The 19,976-nt window shown below is 50.7% G+C and carries 19 protein-coding genes and 1 pseudogene; 17 read left to right on the top strand and 3 right to left on the bottom strand.

All coding sequences use genetic code 11. The features are described from left to right. Positions 1-112: 112 nt before the first annotated feature. The 6 genes from PSHG_RS17205 to PSHG_RS17180 all read left to right on the top strand — a co-directional run bounded on the left by PSHG_RS17205 (position 113) and on the right by PSHG_RS17180 (position 5,798). Positions 113-1,171 carry an ABC transporter substrate-binding protein gene (locus PSHG_RS17205; RefSeq protein ID WP_010275217.1) on the top strand — a complete coding sequence of 353 codons (1,059 nt, stop codon included), beginning with the start codon at positions 113-115 and terminating at the stop codon, positions 1,169-1,171. A gap of 110 nt (positions 1,172-1,281) precedes the next feature. After that, positions 1,282-2,298, top strand: a complete 1,017-nt coding sequence (locus PSHG_RS17200; RefSeq protein WP_010275214.1) for a FecCD family ABC transporter permease — start codon at positions 1,282-1,284, stop codon at positions 2,296-2,298. 4 nt (positions 2,299-2,302) lie between these two features. After that, complete coding sequence (locus PSHG_RS17195) at positions 2,303-3,343, top strand: FecCD family ABC transporter permease (protein ID WP_010275211.1); 1,041 nt, start codon at positions 2,303-2,305, stop codon at positions 3,341-3,343. A gap of 144 nt (positions 3,344-3,487) precedes the next feature. Beyond that, a complete protein-coding gene (locus PSHG_RS17190) occupies positions 3,488-4,309 on the top strand; it encodes an ABC transporter ATP-binding protein (protein ID WP_010275209.1) in 822 nt (273 codons plus the stop codon). A gap of 15 nt (positions 4,310-4,324) precedes the next feature. Beyond that, on the top strand, positions 4,325-4,483 hold the full coding sequence (locus PSHG_RS30650; protein ID WP_157213465.1) for a hypothetical protein: 159 nt from the start codon (positions 4,325-4,327) through the stop codon (positions 4,481-4,483). 301 nt (positions 4,484-4,784) lie between these two features. Beyond that, positions 4,785-5,798, top strand: coding sequence for a helix-turn-helix transcriptional regulator (locus tag PSHG_RS17180; protein WP_010275206.1), 1,014 nt, complete (start codon positions 4,785-4,787; stop codon positions 5,796-5,798). On the opposite strand, the gene PSHG_RS17175 is transcribed toward PSHG_RS17180, so the two are convergent. Together PSHG_RS17175 and PSHG_RS31995 are read right to left on the bottom strand one after the other, a co-directional pair. Beyond that, positions 5,777-6,265 (bottom strand): SRPBCC family protein, encoded by a 489-nt coding sequence (locus PSHG_RS17175; RefSeq protein WP_010275202.1) that lies wholly within the window; start codon positions 6,263-6,265, stop codon positions 5,777-5,779. The genes PSHG_RS17180 and PSHG_RS17175 overlap by 22 nt on opposite strands. A gap of 51 nt (positions 6,266-6,316) precedes the next feature. Further along, a pseudogene (locus PSHG_RS31995) lies at positions 6,317-6,472 on the bottom strand (iron chaperone); the annotation flags it as partial. Positions 6,473-6,736: 264 nt separating this feature from the next. On the opposite strand from PSHG_RS31995, the gene chrA reads away from it, so the two are divergent. From chrA to PSHG_RS17130, 9 genes are all read left to right on the top strand, one after another. Next, entirely contained in the window at positions 6,737-7,918 is a 1,182-nt protein-coding gene (chrA, locus tag PSHG_RS17165) for a chromate efflux transporter (RefSeq protein WP_026021438.1), read from the top strand. 43 nt (positions 7,919-7,961) lie between these two features. Next, positions 7,962-9,197 carry a GAF domain-containing sensor histidine kinase gene (locus PSHG_RS17160; RefSeq protein WP_010275194.1) on the top strand — a complete coding sequence of 412 codons (1,236 nt, stop codon included), beginning with the start codon at positions 7,962-7,964 and terminating at the stop codon, positions 9,195-9,197. Further along, positions 9,191-9,832 (top strand): response regulator, encoded by a 642-nt coding sequence (locus PSHG_RS17155; protein WP_010275191.1) that lies wholly within the window; start codon positions 9,191-9,193, stop codon positions 9,830-9,832. Before PSHG_RS17160 ends, PSHG_RS17155 begins: the two co-directional genes overlap by 7 nt. Before the next feature lie 238 nt (positions 9,833-10,070). After that, positions 10,071-11,630: an MFS transporter gene (locus PSHG_RS17150; protein ID WP_010275189.1), complete on the top strand. Its 1,560-nt coding sequence runs from the start codon at positions 10,071-10,073 to the stop codon at positions 11,628-11,630. 841 nt (positions 11,631-12,471) lie between these two features. Further along, a complete protein-coding gene (locus tag PSHG_RS31885) occupies positions 12,472-12,699 on the top strand; it encodes a hypothetical protein (RefSeq protein WP_316244846.1) in 228 nt (75 codons plus the stop codon). A gap of 43 nt (positions 12,700-12,742) precedes the next feature. After that, entirely contained in the window at positions 12,743-13,627 is an 885-nt protein-coding gene (locus PSHG_RS27970) for a bis-aminopropyl spermidine synthase family protein (RefSeq protein WP_316244845.1), read from the top strand. 890 nt (positions 13,628-14,517) lie between these two features. Then, positions 14,518-15,303 (top strand): ABC transporter ATP-binding protein, encoded by a 786-nt coding sequence (locus PSHG_RS17140; RefSeq protein ID WP_010275187.1) that lies wholly within the window; start codon positions 14,518-14,520, stop codon positions 15,301-15,303. 23 nt (positions 15,304-15,326) lie between these two features. Further along, positions 15,327-16,301, top strand: a complete 975-nt coding sequence (locus PSHG_RS17135) for an ABC transporter substrate-binding protein (protein ID WP_010275184.1) — start codon at positions 15,327-15,329, stop codon at positions 16,299-16,301. Then, positions 16,298-17,065 (top strand): ABC transporter permease, encoded by a 768-nt coding sequence (locus PSHG_RS17130; protein ID WP_010275181.1) that lies wholly within the window; start codon positions 16,298-16,300, stop codon positions 17,063-17,065. The genes PSHG_RS17135 and PSHG_RS17130 overlap by 4 nt, the downstream gene beginning before the upstream one ends. Before the next feature lie 28 nt (positions 17,066-17,093). On the opposite strand, the gene PSHG_RS17125 is transcribed toward PSHG_RS17130, so the two are convergent. Continuing rightward, entirely contained in the window at positions 17,094-17,540 is a 447-nt protein-coding gene (locus tag PSHG_RS17125; RefSeq protein WP_010275179.1) for a winged helix-turn-helix transcriptional regulator, read from the bottom strand. Positions 17,541-17,629: 89 nt separating this feature from the next. Between PSHG_RS17125 and PSHG_RS17120 the strand changes: the two genes are divergently transcribed. Continuing rightward, complete coding sequence (locus PSHG_RS17120) at positions 17,630-18,187, top strand: DUF4242 domain-containing protein (protein ID WP_010275176.1); 558 nt, start codon at positions 17,630-17,632, stop codon at positions 18,185-18,187. Further along, a complete protein-coding gene (locus tag PSHG_RS17115) occupies positions 18,184-19,257 on the top strand; it encodes an acyl-CoA dehydrogenase family protein (RefSeq protein ID WP_010275173.1) in 1,074 nt (357 codons plus the stop codon). The genes PSHG_RS17120 and PSHG_RS17115 overlap by 4 nt, the downstream gene beginning before the upstream one ends. Positions 19,258-19,976 lie beyond the last annotated feature (719 nt).

Here is a 19,976-nt window from a genome sequence, read left to right as displayed (position 1 = left end):
GGAGAGTGAAAAAAGTCGGAAAAGTCCATGGCCTTTGTGCGGTATTGACTTATAATTGATAATGATTATCAATACCAAACACGTTCAGTGAGCGAAGAGGAGAGACAGCTAAATGAATAGACTTTTCAGCAAGAGGGTCATGATTTTTGCACTGCTGAGCATTCTGTTGGTGGCTTTAGCGGCATGCGCCAACGGCGGCGATGGAGGAGAGGCTGCTTCGCCTTCGCCGGCGGCGGAACAGGGGGCTGCCGAAGCAGATAGAGGTCCGGATAGCAGCCCTGCCCCTGACGGCAGCCCGGCATCGGATGGAGAACAGGCACAGGAAGGCAAGCGGATTGTGAAGCACGCCATGGGCGAGAAGGAGTTGACCGGAACCCCCGTTAAAGTGGTGACCCTGTTCCAGGGAGCGACCGACTCGGCTCTCCTGCTTGGGGTTCAACCCGCGGGCGCCGTGGAATCGTGGATTGAGCAGCCGTGGTACCATTATATCCGCGATCAGATGGAGGGCGTGACGAATCTGGGGTCGGAAAACCAGCCGAATCTTGAAGCGATCACGCTTCTGAAGCCCGATGTCATTATAGCTTCGAAAACGCGGCATGAGAAAATCTATGATCAGTTAGATGCGATTGCACCTACTGTGATGACCGAAGAAGTGCATATCTGGAGAGATTCTTTGGCTATAACCGCGGCCGCGCTCAATAAACAAGAGGAGGAGCAGGCGTTTCTTCAGGAATGGGAACAGAAGATAGCGGAATTCAAAGAAAAAATGGGAGACCGCCTGAGTGAAACCGAGGTTGCGGTCGTCGATTTCCGTTCCGATCATGTGAGAATCGTTTATACCGGTTTTGCTGCGTTAGTTCTCGATGAACTGGGCATCTCTCGTCCGGACAATCAAAAAGGGGAGGAATGGGGCGTCAAGCTGACATCAAGCGAACATATTCCTCAGATGAACGCCGATATCATTTTTGACCAGACAAGCCTTGGCCGGGATGACGGCAGACTGGATTTGCGAAACTCCTGGATGTCGCATCCGTTATGGGCCAATTTGCGCGCAGTTCAAAACGGCAAAGTGTTTGAAGTGGATACGGCCGTCTGGAACAATGGATCCGGTCCGATTGCGGCAACTTTGATGGTCGAAGATTTATTCGAATACCTGGAAGTGCTCGAGTAGAGTTTGGAACTCTGAGGCACCTCAGTTTGATTTTTGCCGGGGAGATATCGACCAATTCTTGATATAGCAGGAAGCTTGGCTAGGATCTAGTACAGAAGGAGAGAGAGTGTGTGATTCCATTATTTCGTCGAACATCATCCAAGGCAGCGGGGCTGATGTTCGGCCTTTTTTTACTTGTCGCCGCTTTCCTGACCAGCATTGTTTTGGGAGCAACGAAAATTCCTTTTCAGGCGGCCGTCGAATCGTTCTTTCATTATGATGTAAGCTCGGATGTGCATGTCATCGTACAAACGGCAAGGCTGCCGCGTGCCATTATGGCCACTGTAGCCGGCATGAATCTGGCCATGGCCGGTGCGCTTATGCAGGCGTTGACCCGCAATCCGCTTGCTTCTCCCGGCATATTTGGCGTAAATGCGGGAGCCGTGTTTTTTGTTGTTATAGCCCTTTCCTTTCTGCCGATCAGCTCGTTTTCCCATCTGATCTGGTTTGCATTTCTTGGAGCAGGCGTCGCGGCCGCCACGGTCTATGCTCTCGGCTCTTTGGGGCGGGAAGGGCTGACCCCGGTGAAGATCGTTCTTGCCGGAGCGGCGATGACCGCATTGTTTTCTTCCTTCACCCAAGGCATTCTCGTCTTGAACGAGTCCGGCCTGCAGGATGTGCTTTTCTGGCTGGCCGGTTCTATAGCGGGCAGAGAAACGGATACGCTGCTGCTTGTGCTGCCCTATATGATCCCTGCGATTGCGGCGGCTTTGCTTCTCGGGCGGCCGATCAATATTTTGACATCGGGTGAGGATATCGCCAAAGGCCTGGGTCAAAAAACAATCCTCGTCAAAACAGTCATCGCTCTCACTGTTGTCGTATTGGCGGGAAGCACGGTGGCCACTGTCGGGGCTATCGGTTTTGTAGGCCTGGTTATGCCGCATGTTGCCCGTTTTTTCGTCGGCGTTGATTATCGCTGGGTGATTCCCTACAGTGCAGTGCTTGGTTCTATCCTGATGCTGCTGGCCGATGTAGCGGTACGCTTCATCATTATGCCGGGAGAAGTACCGGTGGGCATTATGACCGCATTGATAGGGGCGCCGTTTTTTGTTTACATCGCACGCAAAGGCCTTGCACAGAAGGGGTGACATCATGCCGAAATCATTTGTTGTACGAAGCAGGCGGGAGAAGATATCTTTTATTGTCCAAAAACGAACGGTGATGATGATCGCGTCTCTTGTCCTGTTGAACCTTGCTGTTTTTTTCATAAGCATTTGTCTGGGCAATGAATTTATTTCTCCGCACAATGTAATCCAGACGATGACGGGACAAGGCTCGGATGAACATGTGCTGATCTTGAATATTTTACGGCTTCCGCGTATGGTTGTCGCCCTGCTAGCCGGAGCGGCACTTGGTGTGGCCGGTGCGATTCTGCAGGGGATCGTGCGCAATCCGCTGGCATCCCCGGACATTATCGGTATTACCGGCGGCGCATCCTTTGCTGCGGTCGCTTTTATTGCTTATTTTGCGGGGAATGTCAGCATCCACTTGCTGCCTGTAGCCGCTTTTTGCGGGGCGGGCCTGGTATCGGTCGTCATTTATTTGCTGGCCTGGAGCAAAGGAGTAACCTCTACGCGACTGGTGTTGATCGGTATTGGCGTTTCCGCGGTGATGAGTGCCTTGACGATGCTGATGATATCGGTCAGTCCGTCTCAGTCCGCAGGTCAGGCGTACATCTGGATGGCAGGAAGCGTGTACGGCTCCTCGTGGAGTAATGTGCTGACGCTGCTGCCTTGGGTTGTGGTGTTTATTCCGTTCGCTTTTATCTATGCCCGCAATATTACAGTTCAGGAGTTAGGAGACGATGTCGCCATGGGACTCGGCTCTTCGCTGCAGCGCCAGCGCGCAGTGCTGCTGTTAATCAGCGTAGCGCTTGCCGGTTCGGCCGTAGCGGTCGCCGGGGCTATTGGCTTTGTTGGTCTGGTGGCGCCCCACATTGCCCGAAAATTGGTGGGCCCCTCCTTCGGAGGTCTTATCCCGACAGCTGCTCTGATCGGCGGCCTGGTACTGCTGCTTGCCGATACGGTGGGACGGACGCTATTTCTCCCCCAGGACATCCCGGCGGGCGTGTTTACGGCAGCCGTAGGCGCTCCGTTCTTTATTTACCTGCTCTACCGCAACCGAAATCGATAGTGAGGGCGCCGCAGTTTTTCTTAAGCTTATAGAATTTACAAGCTGTTGGAGGCTCCCCGCACCGTACTCGGAATTTGCCTCGAAGCATCCCTGCACTTTGTGGGGCTTTTTACTTGACAGACAAAACGGGAGGAACAAGCGAGCATGCAAACCTTGGAGACGAAATCACTTGCGCTTTCTTACGGCAAGGAGCGTGTTTTGGAAAATTTGAATTTGCAGATTCAAGAAGGAAAAATTACCGTGTTCGTAGGGAGCAACGGCTGCGGGAAGTCTTCCTTGCTGCGTACGATCTGCAGGCTGTTGAAGCCCGACAACGGGGCTGTGCTGTTGGATGGCAAGGATATTTCCCGGCTGCGTACGAAAGAAGTGGCCCAGAAGCTGGCCATACTGCCCCAGGGGCCGGTAGCTCCCGAGGGGCTGACGGTTAAGGAGCTGGTTCGTCAAGGGCGTTATCCGCACCAGAGCTGGCTGCGGCAGTGGTCCAGCGAGGATGAACATGTCGTGAATCAGGCGCTCGAGGACACCAAATTGACCGGGCTGGCTGACCGAACGGTAGATTCCTTGTCCGGCGGACAGCGTCAGCGGGCCTGGATTGCCATGACCTTGGCGCAGCAAACCAATATTTTGCTGCTGGATGAGCCGACGACCTATCTCGATATGACTCACCAGATTGAAATTCTCGATTTGCTCTATGAGTTGAACGAACGCGAGCAGCGTACGATTGTCATGGTGCTTCACGATGTGAATCTGGCCTGCCGTTACGCTCATCAAATCGTGGCGATCCAGAACAAATCGGTATATGCGGCCGGCAAACCGGAGGACGTAATGACATTGGAAACAGTCGCAGCCGTCTTCAATATGCAGTGTGAACTGTCGTTCGATCCAATCTTCGGAACTCCACTGTTTATTCCGCATGGCAAAGGGCGGCATGTCGTACGCAGTAGGGAGAGCAGCTCGCCTGCGTAAAGATGAGGTCGGCATATGAGAAGGGCAAGCTTTACCGATGGAGGAACCAGCAGGCGATGGTATCCCCGGATGCATATTCAATCCTGGCAGGTGATGGTGCCGGAGGCGATGAAGAACGGGAGGCCTTGCTGTAAAAATGGGAACGGAGCTGTTCGCCGCACACTGTCTTTCTAAACTTTTTCATCCGTTGTATAATAAAAACACGTCAATAATTGTCATGTTATGTTTTTTGCTTACGCCATTTTTGTGCCTGTTATTTTTCCGAAAATAAACTCTTTCATTTTAACAACCGCATATACGCATATAAATCTTTGTTGAATATCGACATTTATACAGAATTAAATCAACAATCGTTGCCAGCTGACTTCCTATCGTTCCCGTATCATAACTTGGAACATGAAGATTCCCAAGCAAACCGGAATCCAAAATCGGGTTGGCACAGTGTATTGCTGAGATTGATAGAGAGGGTGGCTTCATGAGAGCGGACAGGCTGATGAGCATTATGATTCTGCTTCAGAACCGGGGAAAAATGACAGCCAAAGAATTAGCAGCTGAGCTGGAGGTGTCTGAACGCACGATTCTGAGAGATATGGATGCCTTAGGTTCGTCTGGAATCCCTGTAGTGGCGGATAGAGGAAAAGGCGGGGGGTGGAAGCTGCTGGACAACTTCCGAAGCAAACTGAGCGGCTTGACTATCGATGATATGAAGGCAATGTTTTTGTTTCCGCCGGGGGAGCTCCTCGAGGATTTGGGGTTAAACCGCCAGGCGTTGGATACGAGGCAAAAGCTGCTGGCCTCCCTGCCCGTCCATTACAGGAACGAAGCCCAGGCGGTTTGGGAGCGGGTCTATATAGATACGAGCACATGGAGATCATCGAAAGAAACCGTTAACGCATTTAAGATCGTCCAGCGGGCTGTCTGGGAAAGCAAAAGGCTGACGATCCATTATGAACAGGCCAACGGGGAAAAGAGTGAAAGATTGATCGAACCATTAGGACTGGTGGCCAAAGGCAACCGGTGGTATCTCGTCGCATCCCGAAATGGAGAGCTGCGCAATTATCGCATATCACGCATTCGTTCTGCGGTTCTTGAAGAGGAAAGCTTCAACAGGCCGGCGAATTTCGATCTTGCGGCTTATTGGCGCAAGTCCAAGGATGAGTTTATCCAAAGTCTGCCTACCTATGAAGTGCAGGTTGAAATGGATCCAGCTGCTTATAAAAGACTCCGCTTTTCCGGCAAGTTTGTTCAGGCGGAGCAGATGGCGCCAGCTGACAATGGTCCAGCCGGCAGCAGCTTGGCGGATAGCAGTCCAGCGGATCGCAGCAACTGGATCCGAACTACGCTGAGGTTTAACGATAAGCAGGAGGCTTTGGAGCTTATCCTGGGATTTGCCGGCCAAGTCCGGGTACTATCCCCCGAAACCCTTTCCGGTGAAATCGTAGATTTGGCAATGTCGGTAATTGAATTTTATAAGCAAGACCGGACATGATCATCAGGGAACTGATCAGCGACCAGGTTCAGTCTGATGCCGTGCTCCAGCAGCGCCTTCAGTCCGCTTACTACTATCATATAACCTCCTTTGGCGTCGATGGCCTGCTGCATCATTTCTTCGGGTGACCCGTTGAAGCCTTTATTAACAATCGTTACATAGGTAGCATTATCGTTCCGCGGGGAAAACAGCCATTCCACCGTGGTCCGGTCAGAAGCAAACTCAATAAGAATCCGTTTGTTTTCCTCCAGCTCGAGCACTTCCAGGTCGTCACCGGCACCGTACATTTCCCAATCCCAGCGTATGATTTTCCCTTTCTCCAGGCGTCCGCTGCTGCGCGTAAACCAAAATTTTGTCGTGATCTCGGGGTTGATAAAAGCTTCATACACTTCCTGCACCGGCCGCCGAATTAACATGTTCACCGTGACTGTGGTCTGTTCCCCGGCAAACTCTTTTTCATCATGCATACAGGTCACCTTTCCTTCCCGGTTATGATAATGGCTGTTCCACCGCTTTTGTTACTTTCGCCAAAAAGTTGAACAATCTGCCTTATCCTCTATATTAAACTGAATTATTTTCCCCAGCAAAGAATAATCAACTGGACGATTCCAGGGGACCCGTATCAGTTCCTTGGCATGTTCATAGCCGGCCTGGACAATTTCATCCTTCATCCGTTATAATTTTTTCCCATTACGTGTGCCTGATTGTAAAAATTCGCTGGAGATTTACAAATAGTTCAGATTTTCATGAAAGCTTAAGCTATAGTTAGTAAGAGCAGGTTAAAGCCCTGGTTTAGCAGGGAGAATAAGACGGCAAGCTAACCGTTTTGAAGGGAGACATTCAGATTGGATTTTAATAAGCAACCTGCGAGCCCGCAGCAGGACTCGCAGAGTCCACAGCCGCAGCAGGGCCCGCCAAGCCGGCAGGGGCACAGGCCGCTGAAGAATTGGCTGGAGATATTGCTCGTATCATCAAGGCTAGGGCTGACCTCATTTGGAGGACCGATTGCGCATTTGGGCTATTTCCATGAGGAATATGTCCGCAGAAGAAAATGGATGGATGAGAAGAGCTATGCGGATTTAGTCGCTCTGTCTCAGTTTCTTCCAGGACCGGCAAGCAGTCAGGTCGGCATCGGTATTGGAGCGATTCGCGGCGGTCTCTTCGGAGGGCTGATTTCTTTTATCGGGTTTACGCTCCCATCTGTCATTGCTTTAATGATCTTGGCTTTGCTTATGCAGGGCCTCGGGATCGGGGAGGCTGGCTGGATTCACGGACTCAAGCTGGTAGCCGTAGCCATCGTTGCCCACGCGATTCTAGGGATGGGGAAAAATCTAACCCCTGACTCACAGCGCAAAGCGATCGCTTTACTGGCGCTGGTCGTCACTTTGCTGTGGCAGACGATATATGCTCAAGTCGTCATGATATTGCTGTCCGCTTTGATCGGTTATTTTATCTATAAAAACCATTCAGATTCAAATCCAAACGATAACGGCTCGCGTATTCCTTTTCCGATTTCCAAAAGGGCAGGAGTCATTTGCTTAGCTTTGTTTTTCGGACTGCTGTTTTTGCTTCCGCTGCTCCGTGAGATCACTTCCGTATCATGGATAGCTATGTTCGACAGCTTTTATCGCTCAGGCTCTCTTGTGTTTGGCGGAGGCCATGTTGTGCTTCCGCTGCTTGAACGGGAATTTGTGCCGACGGGCTGGGTGAGTGAGGAGGCGTTCCTGGCCGGGTACGGGGCGACTCAAGCTGTTCCAGGGCCTTTGTTTACCTTCGCCGCCTATTTAGGGACAATCATCAATGGCTGGACAGGAGGACTGCTGGCAACCGCCGCCATTTTTTTACCGGCATTCCTGTTGATTTTCGGTACGCTCCCGTTCTGGGACGCGATGCGCCGCCATCCGAAAATGAAAGCCGCCTTAATGGGCGTTAATGCAGCTGTAGTAGGCATCCTGCTCTCAGCCTTTTACCAGCCGATTTGGACAAGCACTATCATAAGTCCGCTTGATTTTGCCTTTGCCGCGGTTTTATTTAGTATGCTGGTATTCTGGAAGGCGGCCCCGTGGGTTGTCGTTTTGACTGGAGCGATTGGCGGTTCCCTACTATTTTGGCTATTGTAAAAATTTTGCCCAAACCTTCATTCAGCTATAGAGGGGGAAGAACATGGGGAACATGGATCTGTACGAGCAGGAAAAAAGAGTAGCAGAATATTATGCCACAATCGGAAGAGTAATTCGCAGCACATGGAGAATTAGAGATACGGGGGAACTGCTGCAAACCTTTGCTGAGCAAATCGGGCTTCATTTTGGCTGGCACACAGCTGCGATTCTTCTCAAACGGAGAAATTTCCTTCATCTGAACACTTTTTATAGTCAAAAAGTGCTCCACTTCGTGGATGAGTCGATCAATCTGAACGATATAAAAACGGCTGCCAACGATGATCAGGCATCCATTAATGATGATGCTGCTGATAAAATGCCGCTCCAAAAAGCAGCAAAAGCCGATGTCATTACAGACGCTGTAAAGCTGGAGAAAGCGATACAAAACGAAGGAAAGCTGGCCAGCTTTTCCGTTTTAAGCGATCAGACCGTGAAAGATCCCTCGTTACAGAGACTCTATTGGCTCGCCATTCCCTTAAGCAACCGCGATGAAATGATCGGTGTGCTGCTGATCGGCAGAGAAGACGAGGCCTTCGATTCCTGTGAAATAGGAATCATCCATGACCTGGCAGAGCATGTAGCGCTAGCGATCGATAACGTCAAGCTATATGAAGAGAACGAGCAGCTGGTATTGGAGGAAGAGCGCCGCCGCTTGGCGAGAGACCTGCATGATTCGGTGAATCAGAAGCTGTTTTCCCTCTCCTTAGTAGCACAAGGCTTAAGGATGAGGGCAGGCAAGGAAAATTCGGTCGTCCAGGAGGGGCTTCTCGAAATTGGCGGACTTGCCCAGGAGGCCCTGGCCGAGATGAAATCGCTCATCTGGGGGCTGCGTTCTGAGGAAGACTACAGATCAGCTGCTGAACTGCTTAAAGACTATGCCGGCAAGCTTGGCTTAAGCCTGAATATGAAGCCGGGGGAGAACATGCGTCTTTCTCCCCGGATTGAGGAAGCTCTTTGGAGAATTGGCCAGGAGGCTCTTAATAACGTGAAAAAGCATGCCGGAGTAGAAAGTGTGGAAGCCGAAATCCTTTATGAACAGGATAGAGTTCGGATGAAAATAGAAGACAAAGGCCGCGGTTTTAAGCTATCTGCTCCCCCATTTGGCACATTGGGCCTGGTCGGTATGCGGGAACGGGTCGAGCTATTGAACGGCAGTTTGGAAATTAGAAGTGAAGAAAACCGGGGTACGGTCATTGAGGTGGAGCTTCCTTTGAACGAGGGGGGTAAGCGGAAGTGGTAGTAAAAGTATTGCTGGTTGATGATCATTTGGTCGTACTAAAAGGACTTCAATACTTTCTAGAGGTTCACGATGAGATTGAAGTTGTTGGACAAGCCCGTAATGGAGAAGAGGCTTTGCAAAAGATCAAGCAGCTCATGCCTGACGTTGTGCTGATGGATATTCAGATGCCCGTTATGGACGGTATTGAGGCGACAAGACAAATTACGCAGAACTATCCGGCTGTCAAAGTCATTATGCTGACCAGCTTTTCGGACCGGGATTCCGTAATCCCCGCTATTCGTGTTGGGGCAGTGGGCTATCAGCTTAAGGATGTAGAGCCCGGCGTGCTGGCAGATACGATTATAGCAGTCATGCAGGGCAATCGTACTTTTCATCCGGAAGTGACCAACCAGTTGGTGCTGAATGTTCGAGGAGAAAGGGAAGCGGTTAATGATTTTGAACAGTTGACGGCAAAAGAAAAAGAAGTGCTCTACCATATCACATTAGGAGAGAGCAACAAAGAAATTGCCGATCAATTATTTATATCGGAAAAGACAGTTAAAACCCATATCACCTCTATACTTGGCAAGCTGGAGCTGCCGGATCGGACAAAGGCCGCGGTCTATGCACTAAGAAATAAATGGTTTGAGCTTTAGCTCCAAACTGCTGAGTCTTATTCATTGGGCTAAAAGTTCGCTTACTGTAGAAATATAACTAATAGTTAGTGATGTTACTTTCATTCCATTCTTTGATAATACCATTATTCCTAATATTGCTTATTCTACGACTTAAGTCTTACCTTGAAGTTCAGACACCGGATTGATCCTTTTCCACAGGATTTGTATTACGCTGAAGCTATACAAATCAAGTCGATTGGATCATGAGGTGAAGAATATGTCAGTACACAATCAAGAGGGCGTTGTACCTGAAACGGCAGGAATGCGGCAATGGCTGGGGTTAGGTGTTTTAGCGCTTGCTACTCTGCTGCTTGCGCTCGATTTTTCAGTCCTGCATCTGGCACTTCCATATTTGGTTGCCGATTTGCAGCCTAGCAGCACTCAGCAGCTATGGATTTTGGACATTTACGGATTTATGATTGCTGGTTTCCTTGTTACGATGGGGACGCTTGGCGATCGGATTGGACGCAAAAGACTGCTGATGACAGGTGCGGGATTGTTTGGACTTTGCTCCATTGCAGCGGCATATTCAGTGTCAGCCGAGATGCTTATTATCACAAGAGCGCTTTTGGGAATGGCGGGAGCAACTTTAATGCCATCTACCTTATCGTTAATCGGAAATATGTTTCGCAAGCCGAAACAGCGGGGGATAGCTATAGCTGTATGGCTCAGTTGTTTTTCGGCAGGAGGCGCGATTGGCCCCCTAATTGGCGGGTTGATGCTGCAGTGGTTTTGGTGGGGCTCTGTTTTTCTATTAGGTGTTCCAGTTATGCTTTTGCTGCTGTTGACCGCTCCTTTTTTGCTGCCGGAATTTCGCACTCCACAAGCAGGGAAATTGGATCTTCCGAGCGTGGCTATTTCCCTTGTGACTGTATTGTCGGTCATTTATGCTTTGAAGGAAATAGCGAGCTATGGCATACAAGCCTTCCCGATCGCCATGCTTGTTCTTGGTGTTGGAGCCGGCTATATTTTTATACGCCGACAGCGCCGGGTGCAGGAGCCGCTCTTGGATCTGACCTTCTTTCGCAACCGGGCTTTTAACGGCGCGTTAATCGGTCTGTTGATAGCCGTTTTTGCGCTAGGCGGGTTCGTGTTGTTTTTTGCACAGTACTTGCAGCTGGTAGAAGGCTTGACCCCGTTAAAGGCAGGCCTGTGGATGATTCCGTATGCCCTCGCTAATATCGTCGGTGCGATGATAACACCGAGTTTGGCGAACCGGATGTCTGTTTCCAAGCTGATCGCCCTCGGTTTGGCATTGGCCAGCTTTGGCTTTCTGTTCTACAACATTGCAGTCTGGCTGTCGCTGCCCGGGCTTGCAGTTATGGTTAGCGGAAGCATTCTTGTCATGCTTGGTCTTAGTCCGTTAATGGTACTCAGCACAGATAGAGTCGTTGCATCAGTTCCGCCGGAGAAGACCGGGTCTGCCTCCTCTTTGTCGGAAATGAGCAGTGAAATGGGAATGGCGCTGGGGATCGCCATTTTAGGAATAATAGGCACTGCCACTTACCGGCGTCTAATGGCCGGAGCCATTCCGGAAAATACCCCTGCAGAGATGGCGGAAGCGGTCGCTGACTCTTTGGCTGGAGCTGCTGCGGCGGTGGAGAATCTTAACGATCCGAGTTATCTTTACCTGATGGACGCGGCGAGAGAGGCTTTCTCCTCAGGAATTCAAGTCGTCGGTGTGGTCAGTGCGGTGCTGTTGATCGGGTTAATCTTTCTTAATCAAACTGTATTTCGGACAAAGCCGGCAAACGAAGTGAAGGAAACGGCCAGGTAGGGGCATTCCTCTATGGAACCTGCCGTTCCGACAGCCATAAGCGCACGTCTCCGCTAAGAAGCAGCTGATTGATGTAGACCATGTGAGTCTCAGTAAGCTTCAGTGAGCCTCTCCAGCGCTAACGCTCGCCCTCGCTCTTATTTAGCCGAAAAAGCAGGGATTTAATATCTAACGCTCGCCCTCGCTCTTATCTGTGACAAAAAGCCCCGAAAACCGGAATCTGAAGCAAAATAAGGACTATGGCAAGCGCTACAATTTTTACCCCCTCATTTTGCTCAATTAAGGACAACGGCGAGCGTTAGAATTCGGAGCTGGCCATTAGAGGGTAAGAGAGCCATAAGCAGGTGTAAGCAAAGCAATGGCCTGCAACTGCCAACGCTCAACGCCCGCTGCACAACTGGTTTTGGCGGTTAGTATGCGGAATGCTGCCATATTTTTAAAACTATGTATAGTTCTGTTGCATTACCGGTTTAAATCCTGTATGCTAGACTCGTTAGTAAAACTCTTCGAAGGGGAGATTTTGATGTCGGCGGTTGTTCTTAACTAATTAATTTCATAGGAGAAGTTTTCTGCATGCGGTAGAGACCAGCTGATAGTATCAGCCGGTTTATTTAAGTATGCGAGACGGAAGGCTTCTTATTAGTTAAGAACAGCGGATACTACCATAGCCAGGCGTGTGCCTGTCGTTACTACACTTGTCTTCCGTGCTGTGTTCAGCGCGGATTTTTGTGTGTTAACGCCTCTAATTTAGGCATGTCTCTACCAGGGCAGGGATGACGTATGTTCATCTCTGCTCTTTTTTTGTTTCAGCATTTTGTATGATAAGGAGCGATTGTGAATTTTGAGAGCTTATATTGAACTAGCGGCCAAGAATATCCGGCTGCAAGAAGGGGTCCAGGCTATTGAACAGGTGCTGATAGAATGCTACCTCAACCCTGGAATTTCCACAAAAGCGCTGGCACGCAAAGTCCTGCTGCCGACACCTGTCACCGCTGCGATTAAGCGTGAATTGATTAAGGCGGGGGCGTTAATTCAGGAGCGGGGTGTGCGCTGCACGGCCGAGGATTGACCAGGCCTGGGGGTTCGGGCTAAAACGGGAGCTTTTACGCTCCTTGCTTCACGAATCCCCTTTGCCGAAAGAGGCGCGTGCAGTACTTGTTCTGCTGAAGACGATTTTCAAGGATCGGCCGACCGCGGATGTGCGCATAGACCAATCCCTTTGCACACCCGAAACGAGCCTCCGCCGAGCCATCCTCGCACTGCAGCAGCATGCGCTGCTAGGCAAGCAGCTTCTATGCGTAGGAGATGACGATCTGGTTAGTGTATCCATCGGCCTGCTGCTGCGGAGCTTGTTTACTGACAGCAGGCATTCCGCCTTTCGGATTGATGTGGTGGACATGGATGAACGGATTTTGCATTTTATCAGGAACATTGCACAGGAATACGATCTGCCTATTAAATGCCGGCGGCTGGATTTGCGGGAGGCTTGGCCGGAAGAGCTGTTTGGACAATACGATGCTATTTTCACCGATCCGCCTTACACACTTCAAGGGATGAGTCTGTTCCTCTCGCGCGGCATTCAAGCACTGAAGAAGGAGAAGGGGCTGCCCGTATTTTTATCCTTCGCCCATAAATCTCCTCCGTTCATGCTGGCCATGCAGCGTGAATTCGTCCGCATGGGGCTTACAGTCAGCGCTAATTTCCCGAGATTTAATGTATATGAGGGTGCGGAAATGATCGCCAATCAAAGCCAGATGTATATTTTGCGGACGACTGACCAGACTGAGCCGGAGCATAAGGGGGCTTTTACCGGTGCACTGTACACAGGGGAAGTGAAGCAGACGCTCCGTACCTATCATTGCAAGCAATGCTCGCGAAATATATATGTTGGCAAGCATGGGGAATTTGCGACGATTGAGCTGCTTAAAAATGCCGGCTGCCCACGCTGTGCAAGCGATACGTTTGAGCTGGCTGCCAGATATTCTGTTTCAGAGTAGCTGCTTATCGCTAGGGTCGAGGCCGCAAGCCGCATGCAGAATCGCAGGAAGCTCTGGTCGAGTCTCCACCGGGTTTGCTGGCTTATCGGCGTTGTGCTGAATGGTGAAAATGTCTATGAGACCCCCTGTACCGTTATCCAGCGTATCGTTGAATCACGCAAAATGCTCATATCTGATTAGCCAAGCAAACAGCCTGTCGATGTAGGCAGGCTGTTTGTTTTTGTCCAAGTAATAAGTGTGTTGGGGAGCGGCTTTTAAAATTTAGACAATGTCATCCCAAATAACGTTTTAACAGAACGATTAACTATGGACCTTTGCTTCAGGTCAATGATTTCGGGTGCTAAAGAGGCCACTCTTAATTGTAACGCCCGTCCTCGCTCTTATTTAGCCGAAAAAGCAGGAGTTTTATTTTTAACGCTCACCCTCGCACTTATCTGTAACAAATGGGCGGAAAAACCGTAAGTCTGAGCAAAATTAGGACAGCGGCAAGCGTTGAATTCTAAGCAGATTGCAAATGACCTCACCGACCGTTACACACTGTTATTAAAAGTTATTTGACAGCCACCGAGCCTTTTTATTCGAAGTAAGGTCAGCATATACCGGAGTATAGTTTTCGTGTGCTGTGCAGTTATAAAAAAAGTAGGTTGCATTATTTAACAAGGTATAATAAAATAACTTTAATTATATTAATCCAATCAGTTATGTAGGGATTAAAGCTGAACGGCTGACAAGACGACTTGAGGCACGCAGCAGCAAAAAGGCCGCACACGACAGCGTGAAAGGCCGCACACAGCAGCAGCAGCAAAAAGGCCGCACACGGCAGCAATAAGACTGCAGAAGTCGTCACCCAGGACAGGAACGATTTTTGCTGTTGAAGGAGGACTATAACAATGGCCAAAAAGCCAATCGTAGAGGTTGACGGGCTGGCTAAGAGCTTCACCCATAAAGGCAGAGCGGAGCAGGTGCTGGCAGATATCTCGCTGCGGGTCGAGCAGGGGGAGATTGTATCTCTGCTGGGGCAGAGCGGATGCGGGAAGAGTACCTTGCTCAATTTGATCGGGGGCTTCACCGTGCCTGATAAGGGGACGATTCATGTTGGCGGAGAACCGGTCAGAAGACCCCGAATCAGCTGTCAGATGCTGTTTCAAGATTACGGTCTTCTGCCTTGGCGGACGGTTAGGGCCAATGTAGATCTCGGCCTGCTCTCGCTGCAGCTTAATGCTTCGGAGAGGCAGGAAAGAATCAGGCGGTATCTGGCCTTGGTTGGGCTCGAGGATAAAGGGGACTGGTTCCCCCACCAGCTGTCCGGGGGGATGAAACAGCGGGTAGCGCTGGCCAGAGCGCTGGCTTTGCAGCCGAGCGTGCTGCTTATGGATGAGCCTTTTGCCGCCCTGGATACGTTTAACCGTTACTATTTGCAGGATGAACTGCTGCGGATACAAGAGGCTGAAGGAACGACAGTAATCTTAGTAACGCATGATATCGATGAAGCGGTCTATTTGTCGGATAAAGTGCTGATTATGGAGGCGAATCCGGGCCGTATATGCAAGGAGCTTGCAATCCCCTTTATGAAACCGCGAGACCGCGGCGACGGTAATTTCCAGCATTACCGGAAGCTTATTCTGGAGGCCTTTCGCCTTACGGGTGTGCTGCCGGCTGAAGAGTACAGCATTTGATTCGGAAAACGGGAGGACAGAGAATGAAACGGATGAAGAACCAAAGCCTGATGGCATTGCTGCTTGTGATCTCGCTATTGGTGCTGTCGGCCTGTGGAGCCGGCGGTGAGTCACATGGGAGCGAGGGTAACGGGAAAAAGAAGATCCGCATTGGCTACCTGCCGATCACCCATGCAGCTCCGCTCTACCTGGAGCAGGGGCTGGAAAAGGAAGGATACGAAATTGAACTGGTCAAATTCGGCTCCTGGCCAGATCTTATGGATGCACTGAATACCGGTCATATTGACGGCGCTTCCGTGCTGGTTCAGCTGGCGATGCGGGCCAAGGAGCAGGGGATTGATCTTAAAACGGTAGCGCTTGGACATAAAGACGGGAATGTGCTGGTTGCCGGCCAGGATATCGAGGATGTGACCGATTTGCGGGGGCAGAGCTACGCTATTCCGAGCCGCTTTTCCAGCCATAACATCCTTTTGTATGAAATGCTTAAGCAAGCCGGAGTAGGCTACGATGAAGTGAATGTGATCGAGCTGGCTCCTCCGGAAATGCCGGTGGCCTTGGCAGAAGGCCGCATCTCCGGCTACGTGGTAGCCGAGCCGTTCGGTGCTAGCTCAGTTGCTGCAGGACACGGCAAGGTGCTGTTCCAATCCGATGAATTGTGGCCGAATTCCGTATGCTGCGTGCTGGTGCTTAGACAGGAATGGATTGACAGCAATCCTGAATTAACCCAGAAGGTCGTCCAGAAGTATGTAGAAGCAGGACTGCTGGCTGAGCACAAGGATGACCATGCCAAGGCTGTTCTTGGAAACTTCCTGAATGTGAACGAGGAAGTGCTGGATTTATCGCTGGGCTGGATTCATTATGATGATCTGGTGCTGGATGAGGAATCTTACCGCAAGCTGAGTGAGTACCTGGTGGAAATGGGGCTGACGGAAAATCCACCGGCTTACGAGGACTTTGTAGACAATACGTTCATTGAGAGGGCGCTGCAATCCTTATGACGAAAAGAGCCAAAACTTTATACGGTATAGGCGGCGTATTGGCACTTTTGCTCCTTTGGCAGGTGCTGGTCTGGATCCGCAATGAATCGGCAGCTCTATTTCCTTCTCCGCTCAGCGTAGTTCAGGGTCTGGGCGAAATGATGGAAAGCGGAGTGCTGCTGGAGCATCTAAAAGTCAGTCTCGGGAGGTTCGCCGCAGGGTATTTGACCGCCAGTGTGCTGGCGATCCTGCTGGGGCTGCTGCTCGGCCGCAGCAAACGCGTGTGGGCTGCAGTCGATCCGGTTATCCAGGTGCTGCGGCCGATATCGCCCATTGCCTGGGCTCCATTCATTGTGCTCTGGTTTGGCATCGGCAATGCGCCAGCGATTGTGATCATCTTTATCGCGGCCTTCTTCCCCGTGCTGCTGGCAACCGTATCCGGCGTGCGCAACGTCGAGCCGGTCTATCTTAAAGTGGCGCACAATATGGAGATGGGCCGTTCGCAATTGCTGACCCGGATCATCTTCCCGACGGCCTTTCCGTCCATTGCCGGAGGACTCCATCTTGCCATTGGCACCGCCTGGATCTTCCTCGTTTCGGGTGAGATGATCGGGGCGCAGTCTGGACTTGGCTTTCTGATTATTGACAGCCGCAATACACTGCGTATGGATCTGGTCATGTCCGGAATCGTCTTAATCGGAATATGTGGACTGCTGCTCGATAGGGCGGTTCGCTTGTTCGAGAATTGGGTTGGCAGACATTGGGGAATGGTTGGCGAGAAGTAATCGGCAATCCATGCAGGGGAGGAAAAACTCAGACGGATGAGCGTTCTTCCGCTGCCAGCTCTACCACTTCAATGTCCTCGACCTGGCGGGCGCAGTGCTCGCAATGATAGGCAATTTCGACCTCATGTCCGCAGCTGCGGTGCACGAGCTTCTTATAGCATTTCTGCAGATTGCGCCGTCCCCACAGCACCAGGGCATGGAAAACATCCTCCAGGTCCTTGCCGCTGTCCGTCAACTGATAGCAATAGCGGGGCGGGTGATCGGAATAGAGCCGCGAAACGACGAGGCCTTGCGCTTCCAGAAATTTCAGCCGCTCAGACAGGAGTTTGGACGACAATCCGTCCAGCGCTTTCTTGATTTCGTTAAACGTTGTTCGTCCTACAAGGATTTCATGGATGATCAATAGGGTCCAGCGATCCCCGATGATATTGAGTGACTGAGCGATGTTGCATGGGATAGGGTAACGGTCTTTCATACGGGAACCTCCGTTTGTTAGGCATGCCTATAAAGTATATTTCTGCAATTTGGTAACTATTTTACACTAATTGAAAAGGAGAGAGCAATATGGCACTTTACTTGGCTGAAACGACTTTTGACAATGGGGTATCCAGCAGGGAGCTTTTTGAAGAGAAGGTGAAAATTATCCGGGAATCCCTTGGTCAGCGCAAGCTGCGGCTGGTGGAGGTTCAAGTATCCGCAGATTACCGCCGGGCGTTTTTCATCGTGGAGGGTGAGCAGGAAGAGAATGTCAAGGAAGCTCTCGAAGCGGCGAATACGCCAGCCTCGCTGATCAAGCAGGTGCGCCTTGTCGGTCAGGAGCTTGAGGAAGCGGGCCGCGACGAAGAAACCAACTATGTGGTGGAATGGAACTTGCCGGCGGATTTGACGATGGACAAATATCTGGAGCGCAAAAAACGCAATTCCGTGCATTATGCAGAGGTGCCTGAGGTCAAATTCGCCCGTACCTATGTTTGTGAGGATATGAGCAAATGCCTCTGTTTTTACAATGCCCCGGACGAGGACGCCGTTAAAAGAGCCCGCGAGGCGGTCAGCACGCCTATTGATTCCATCACGGAGGTAGCGGCCCGATCCGGCAAGTCGGGCAACCGCAGCGAACCATGAGCCAAACGGATCGTGAAAGGCTTATCGCGCAGGTCATTGAGCAGCATTTGAAACCTCATGTTAGACAAATCGATGAAGAGGGAGCTTATCCGGTTGAATATTTGCGTGAACTGGGAAGGCAGGGTTTGTATTATCCATCCTCTGAAGAAGGGGATGGAGCCTTGATTCGGGACAACGTTGACCTGATCCGTGCAACATCCCGCCGCTGTTTAACTACGGGCTTCAATGTCTGGTGTCATCTCGCTGCAGTTACTTACGTGTGTATCAGCGGCAACGAGGCGCTGCGGCGCCAAGTGCTCCCTGGTTTGCTGAACGGGGATTTGATCGGAGGTACGGGGCTCTCCAATCCAATGAAGTATTACGCCGGATTGGACCGGCTGTATCTGCGGGCGACCCGATTGGAGTCAGGCGGCTTCGAAATCAATGGAACGCTGCCGATGGTTTCCAATCTCGGGCCGGACCACTGGTTTGCCGCCATTGCTGCTGCGGGGGAGGAGCGTGTTGCATTTTTCGTGCCATGCTCGCTGGAAGGTATGAAGATGACTGAACGGACCGGTTATCTCGGCTTAAACGGAAGTGCGACTTACTCCTGTGCATTCGATCGCACGAACGTGCCTGAAGAATGGGTGCTTGCACATGATGCGGACCAGTGGGTGTGTGACGTTAGGGGTATTTTCATTCTGTATCAAATTCCGATAGGACTTGGCCTGGTTGAAGCGGCTGTGCAGTCGATGCGTAAGAGCAGCAATCTGCAGCAGGGCTGCAACCGGTACCTTAAGGTTCAGCCCGAACAGCTGGAAGAGCAAGTAAATAGTCTGATTGACGAAACTCATCAGCTGGCATTGCGAGGCAATGTGGCTGAGTACTGGGAGAGCGTGCTGCAGCTTCGGCTGCGTACAGCTTACCTGGTCCTGCAGGCCGCGCAATACGGCATGCTTCATCAAGGCAGTGCCGGTTACACGCAATACAGCAGCGCTTCCCGGCGTTTGCGCGAGGCTTATTTTTTCGCCAATCTGACGCCTTCGGTCAGGCATCTGGAGAAGCTTACCCAGCTCGCCGCCGCCCGCTAGAAATTATTGTATAACTCATTTTTTTAGAGCAGGATTTGCAAGTTTCAGAGCAAGATTTGCAAGTTTCAGAGAATGTTGCTTCTTCTGGAACTTGCTTTTTTCATATGTGAAAAAGGCTCAATCTAAAAATCAGTGCTTGACTTCCATCAGAGATGCCGCTGCGGGGAATGAGGGGGCTTCCGATCGCTGTTAGCATATGCTCCCGAAATACGCTTGTCGCGAGACGATATTTTAACGATGCAGGATTATATTGCTTGCGAACGAAAAGCCCAGACAGCGCCCGACAATCAGTACAAAAGCCGTCTGCAGCGCTGCGCGCTGCGACCTGCAAATCCAGCGTACTTTCATTTATATGAAAACAGTCATATATGAAAACAGTCATGCCATTTAAATCTCAGCCAGAACTTCAGCATGAAACTAGCCAAGGTTGGCGGGGCTCGCGGGGTTCGAGGACTGCGCTGGCTTATTGCTTGCGTTTTGTACGAAATGTCGTACAAATTCATGGAGTTGAAGGGCGAATATCGGAGATTTGTATGAAACGTCGTACAAATACAGGGGATTGAAGGGCAATTACCCAAGATTTGTATGACAAATCGTACAAATGCACGTGATTGAGGTGCGATTACCGAAATTTGTATGACAAATCGTACAAATGCCGGGGTTTAAGCTATTAAGGGCGTGCAGCCAGTGTTCTAGACGAAATATCGTACAAGCTCCAG

Origin of the sequence: Paenibacillus senegalensis JC66 (assembly GCF_000285515.1) — a bacterium.
GTDB lineage: Bacteria > Bacillota > Bacilli > Paenibacillales > NBRC-103111 > Paenibacillus_L > Paenibacillus_L senegalensis.
This window is presented reverse-complemented; position numbering and strand designations above follow the sequence as displayed.

Bases quoted from the DNA above. Each gene is read 5' to 3' on its own strand.
- PSHG_RS17205 (WP_010275217.1), top strand. From the start codon at position 113: ATGAATAGACTTTTCAGCAAGAGGGTCATGATTTTTGCACTGCTGAGC.
- PSHG_RS17195 (WP_010275211.1), top strand. From the start codon at position 2,303: ATGCCGAAATCATTTGTTGTACGAAGCAGGCGGGAGAAGATATCTTTT.
- PSHG_RS17190 (WP_010275209.1), top strand. From the start codon at position 3,488: ATGCAAACCTTGGAGACGAAATCACTTGCGCTTTCTTACGGCAAGGAG.
- PSHG_RS30650 (WP_157213465.1), top strand. From the start codon at position 4,325: ATGAGAAGGGCAAGCTTTACCGATGGAGGAACCAGCAGGCGATGGTAT.
- PSHG_RS17180 (WP_010275206.1), top strand. From the start codon at position 4,785: ATGAGAGCGGACAGGCTGATGAGCATTATGATTCTGCTTCAGAACCGG.
- PSHG_RS17175 (WP_010275202.1), bottom strand. From the start codon at position 6,265: ATGCATGATGAAAAAGAGTTTGCCGGGGAACAGACCACAGTCACGGTG.
- PSHG_RS17160 (WP_010275194.1), top strand. From the start codon at position 7,962: ATGGGGAACATGGATCTGTACGAGCAGGAAAAAAGAGTAGCAGAATAT.
- PSHG_RS17150 (WP_010275189.1), top strand. From the start codon at position 10,071: ATGTCAGTACACAATCAAGAGGGCGTTGTACCTGAAACGGCAGGAATG.
- PSHG_RS17140 (WP_010275187.1), top strand. From the start codon at position 14,518: ATGGCCAAAAAGCCAATCGTAGAGGTTGACGGGCTGGCTAAGAGCTTC.
- PSHG_RS17135 (WP_010275184.1), top strand. From the start codon at position 15,327: ATGAAACGGATGAAGAACCAAAGCCTGATGGCATTGCTGCTTGTGATC.
- PSHG_RS17130 (WP_010275181.1), top strand. From the start codon at position 16,298: ATGACGAAAAGAGCCAAAACTTTATACGGTATAGGCGGCGTATTGGCA.
- PSHG_RS17125 (WP_010275179.1), bottom strand. From the start codon at position 17,540: ATGAAAGACCGTTACCCTATCCCATGCAACATCGCTCAGTCACTCAAT.
- PSHG_RS17120 (WP_010275176.1), top strand. From the start codon at position 17,630: ATGGCACTTTACTTGGCTGAAACGACTTTTGACAATGGGGTATCCAGC.
- PSHG_RS17115 (WP_010275173.1), top strand. From the start codon at position 18,184: ATGAGCCAAACGGATCGTGAAAGGCTTATCGCGCAGGTCATTGAGCAG.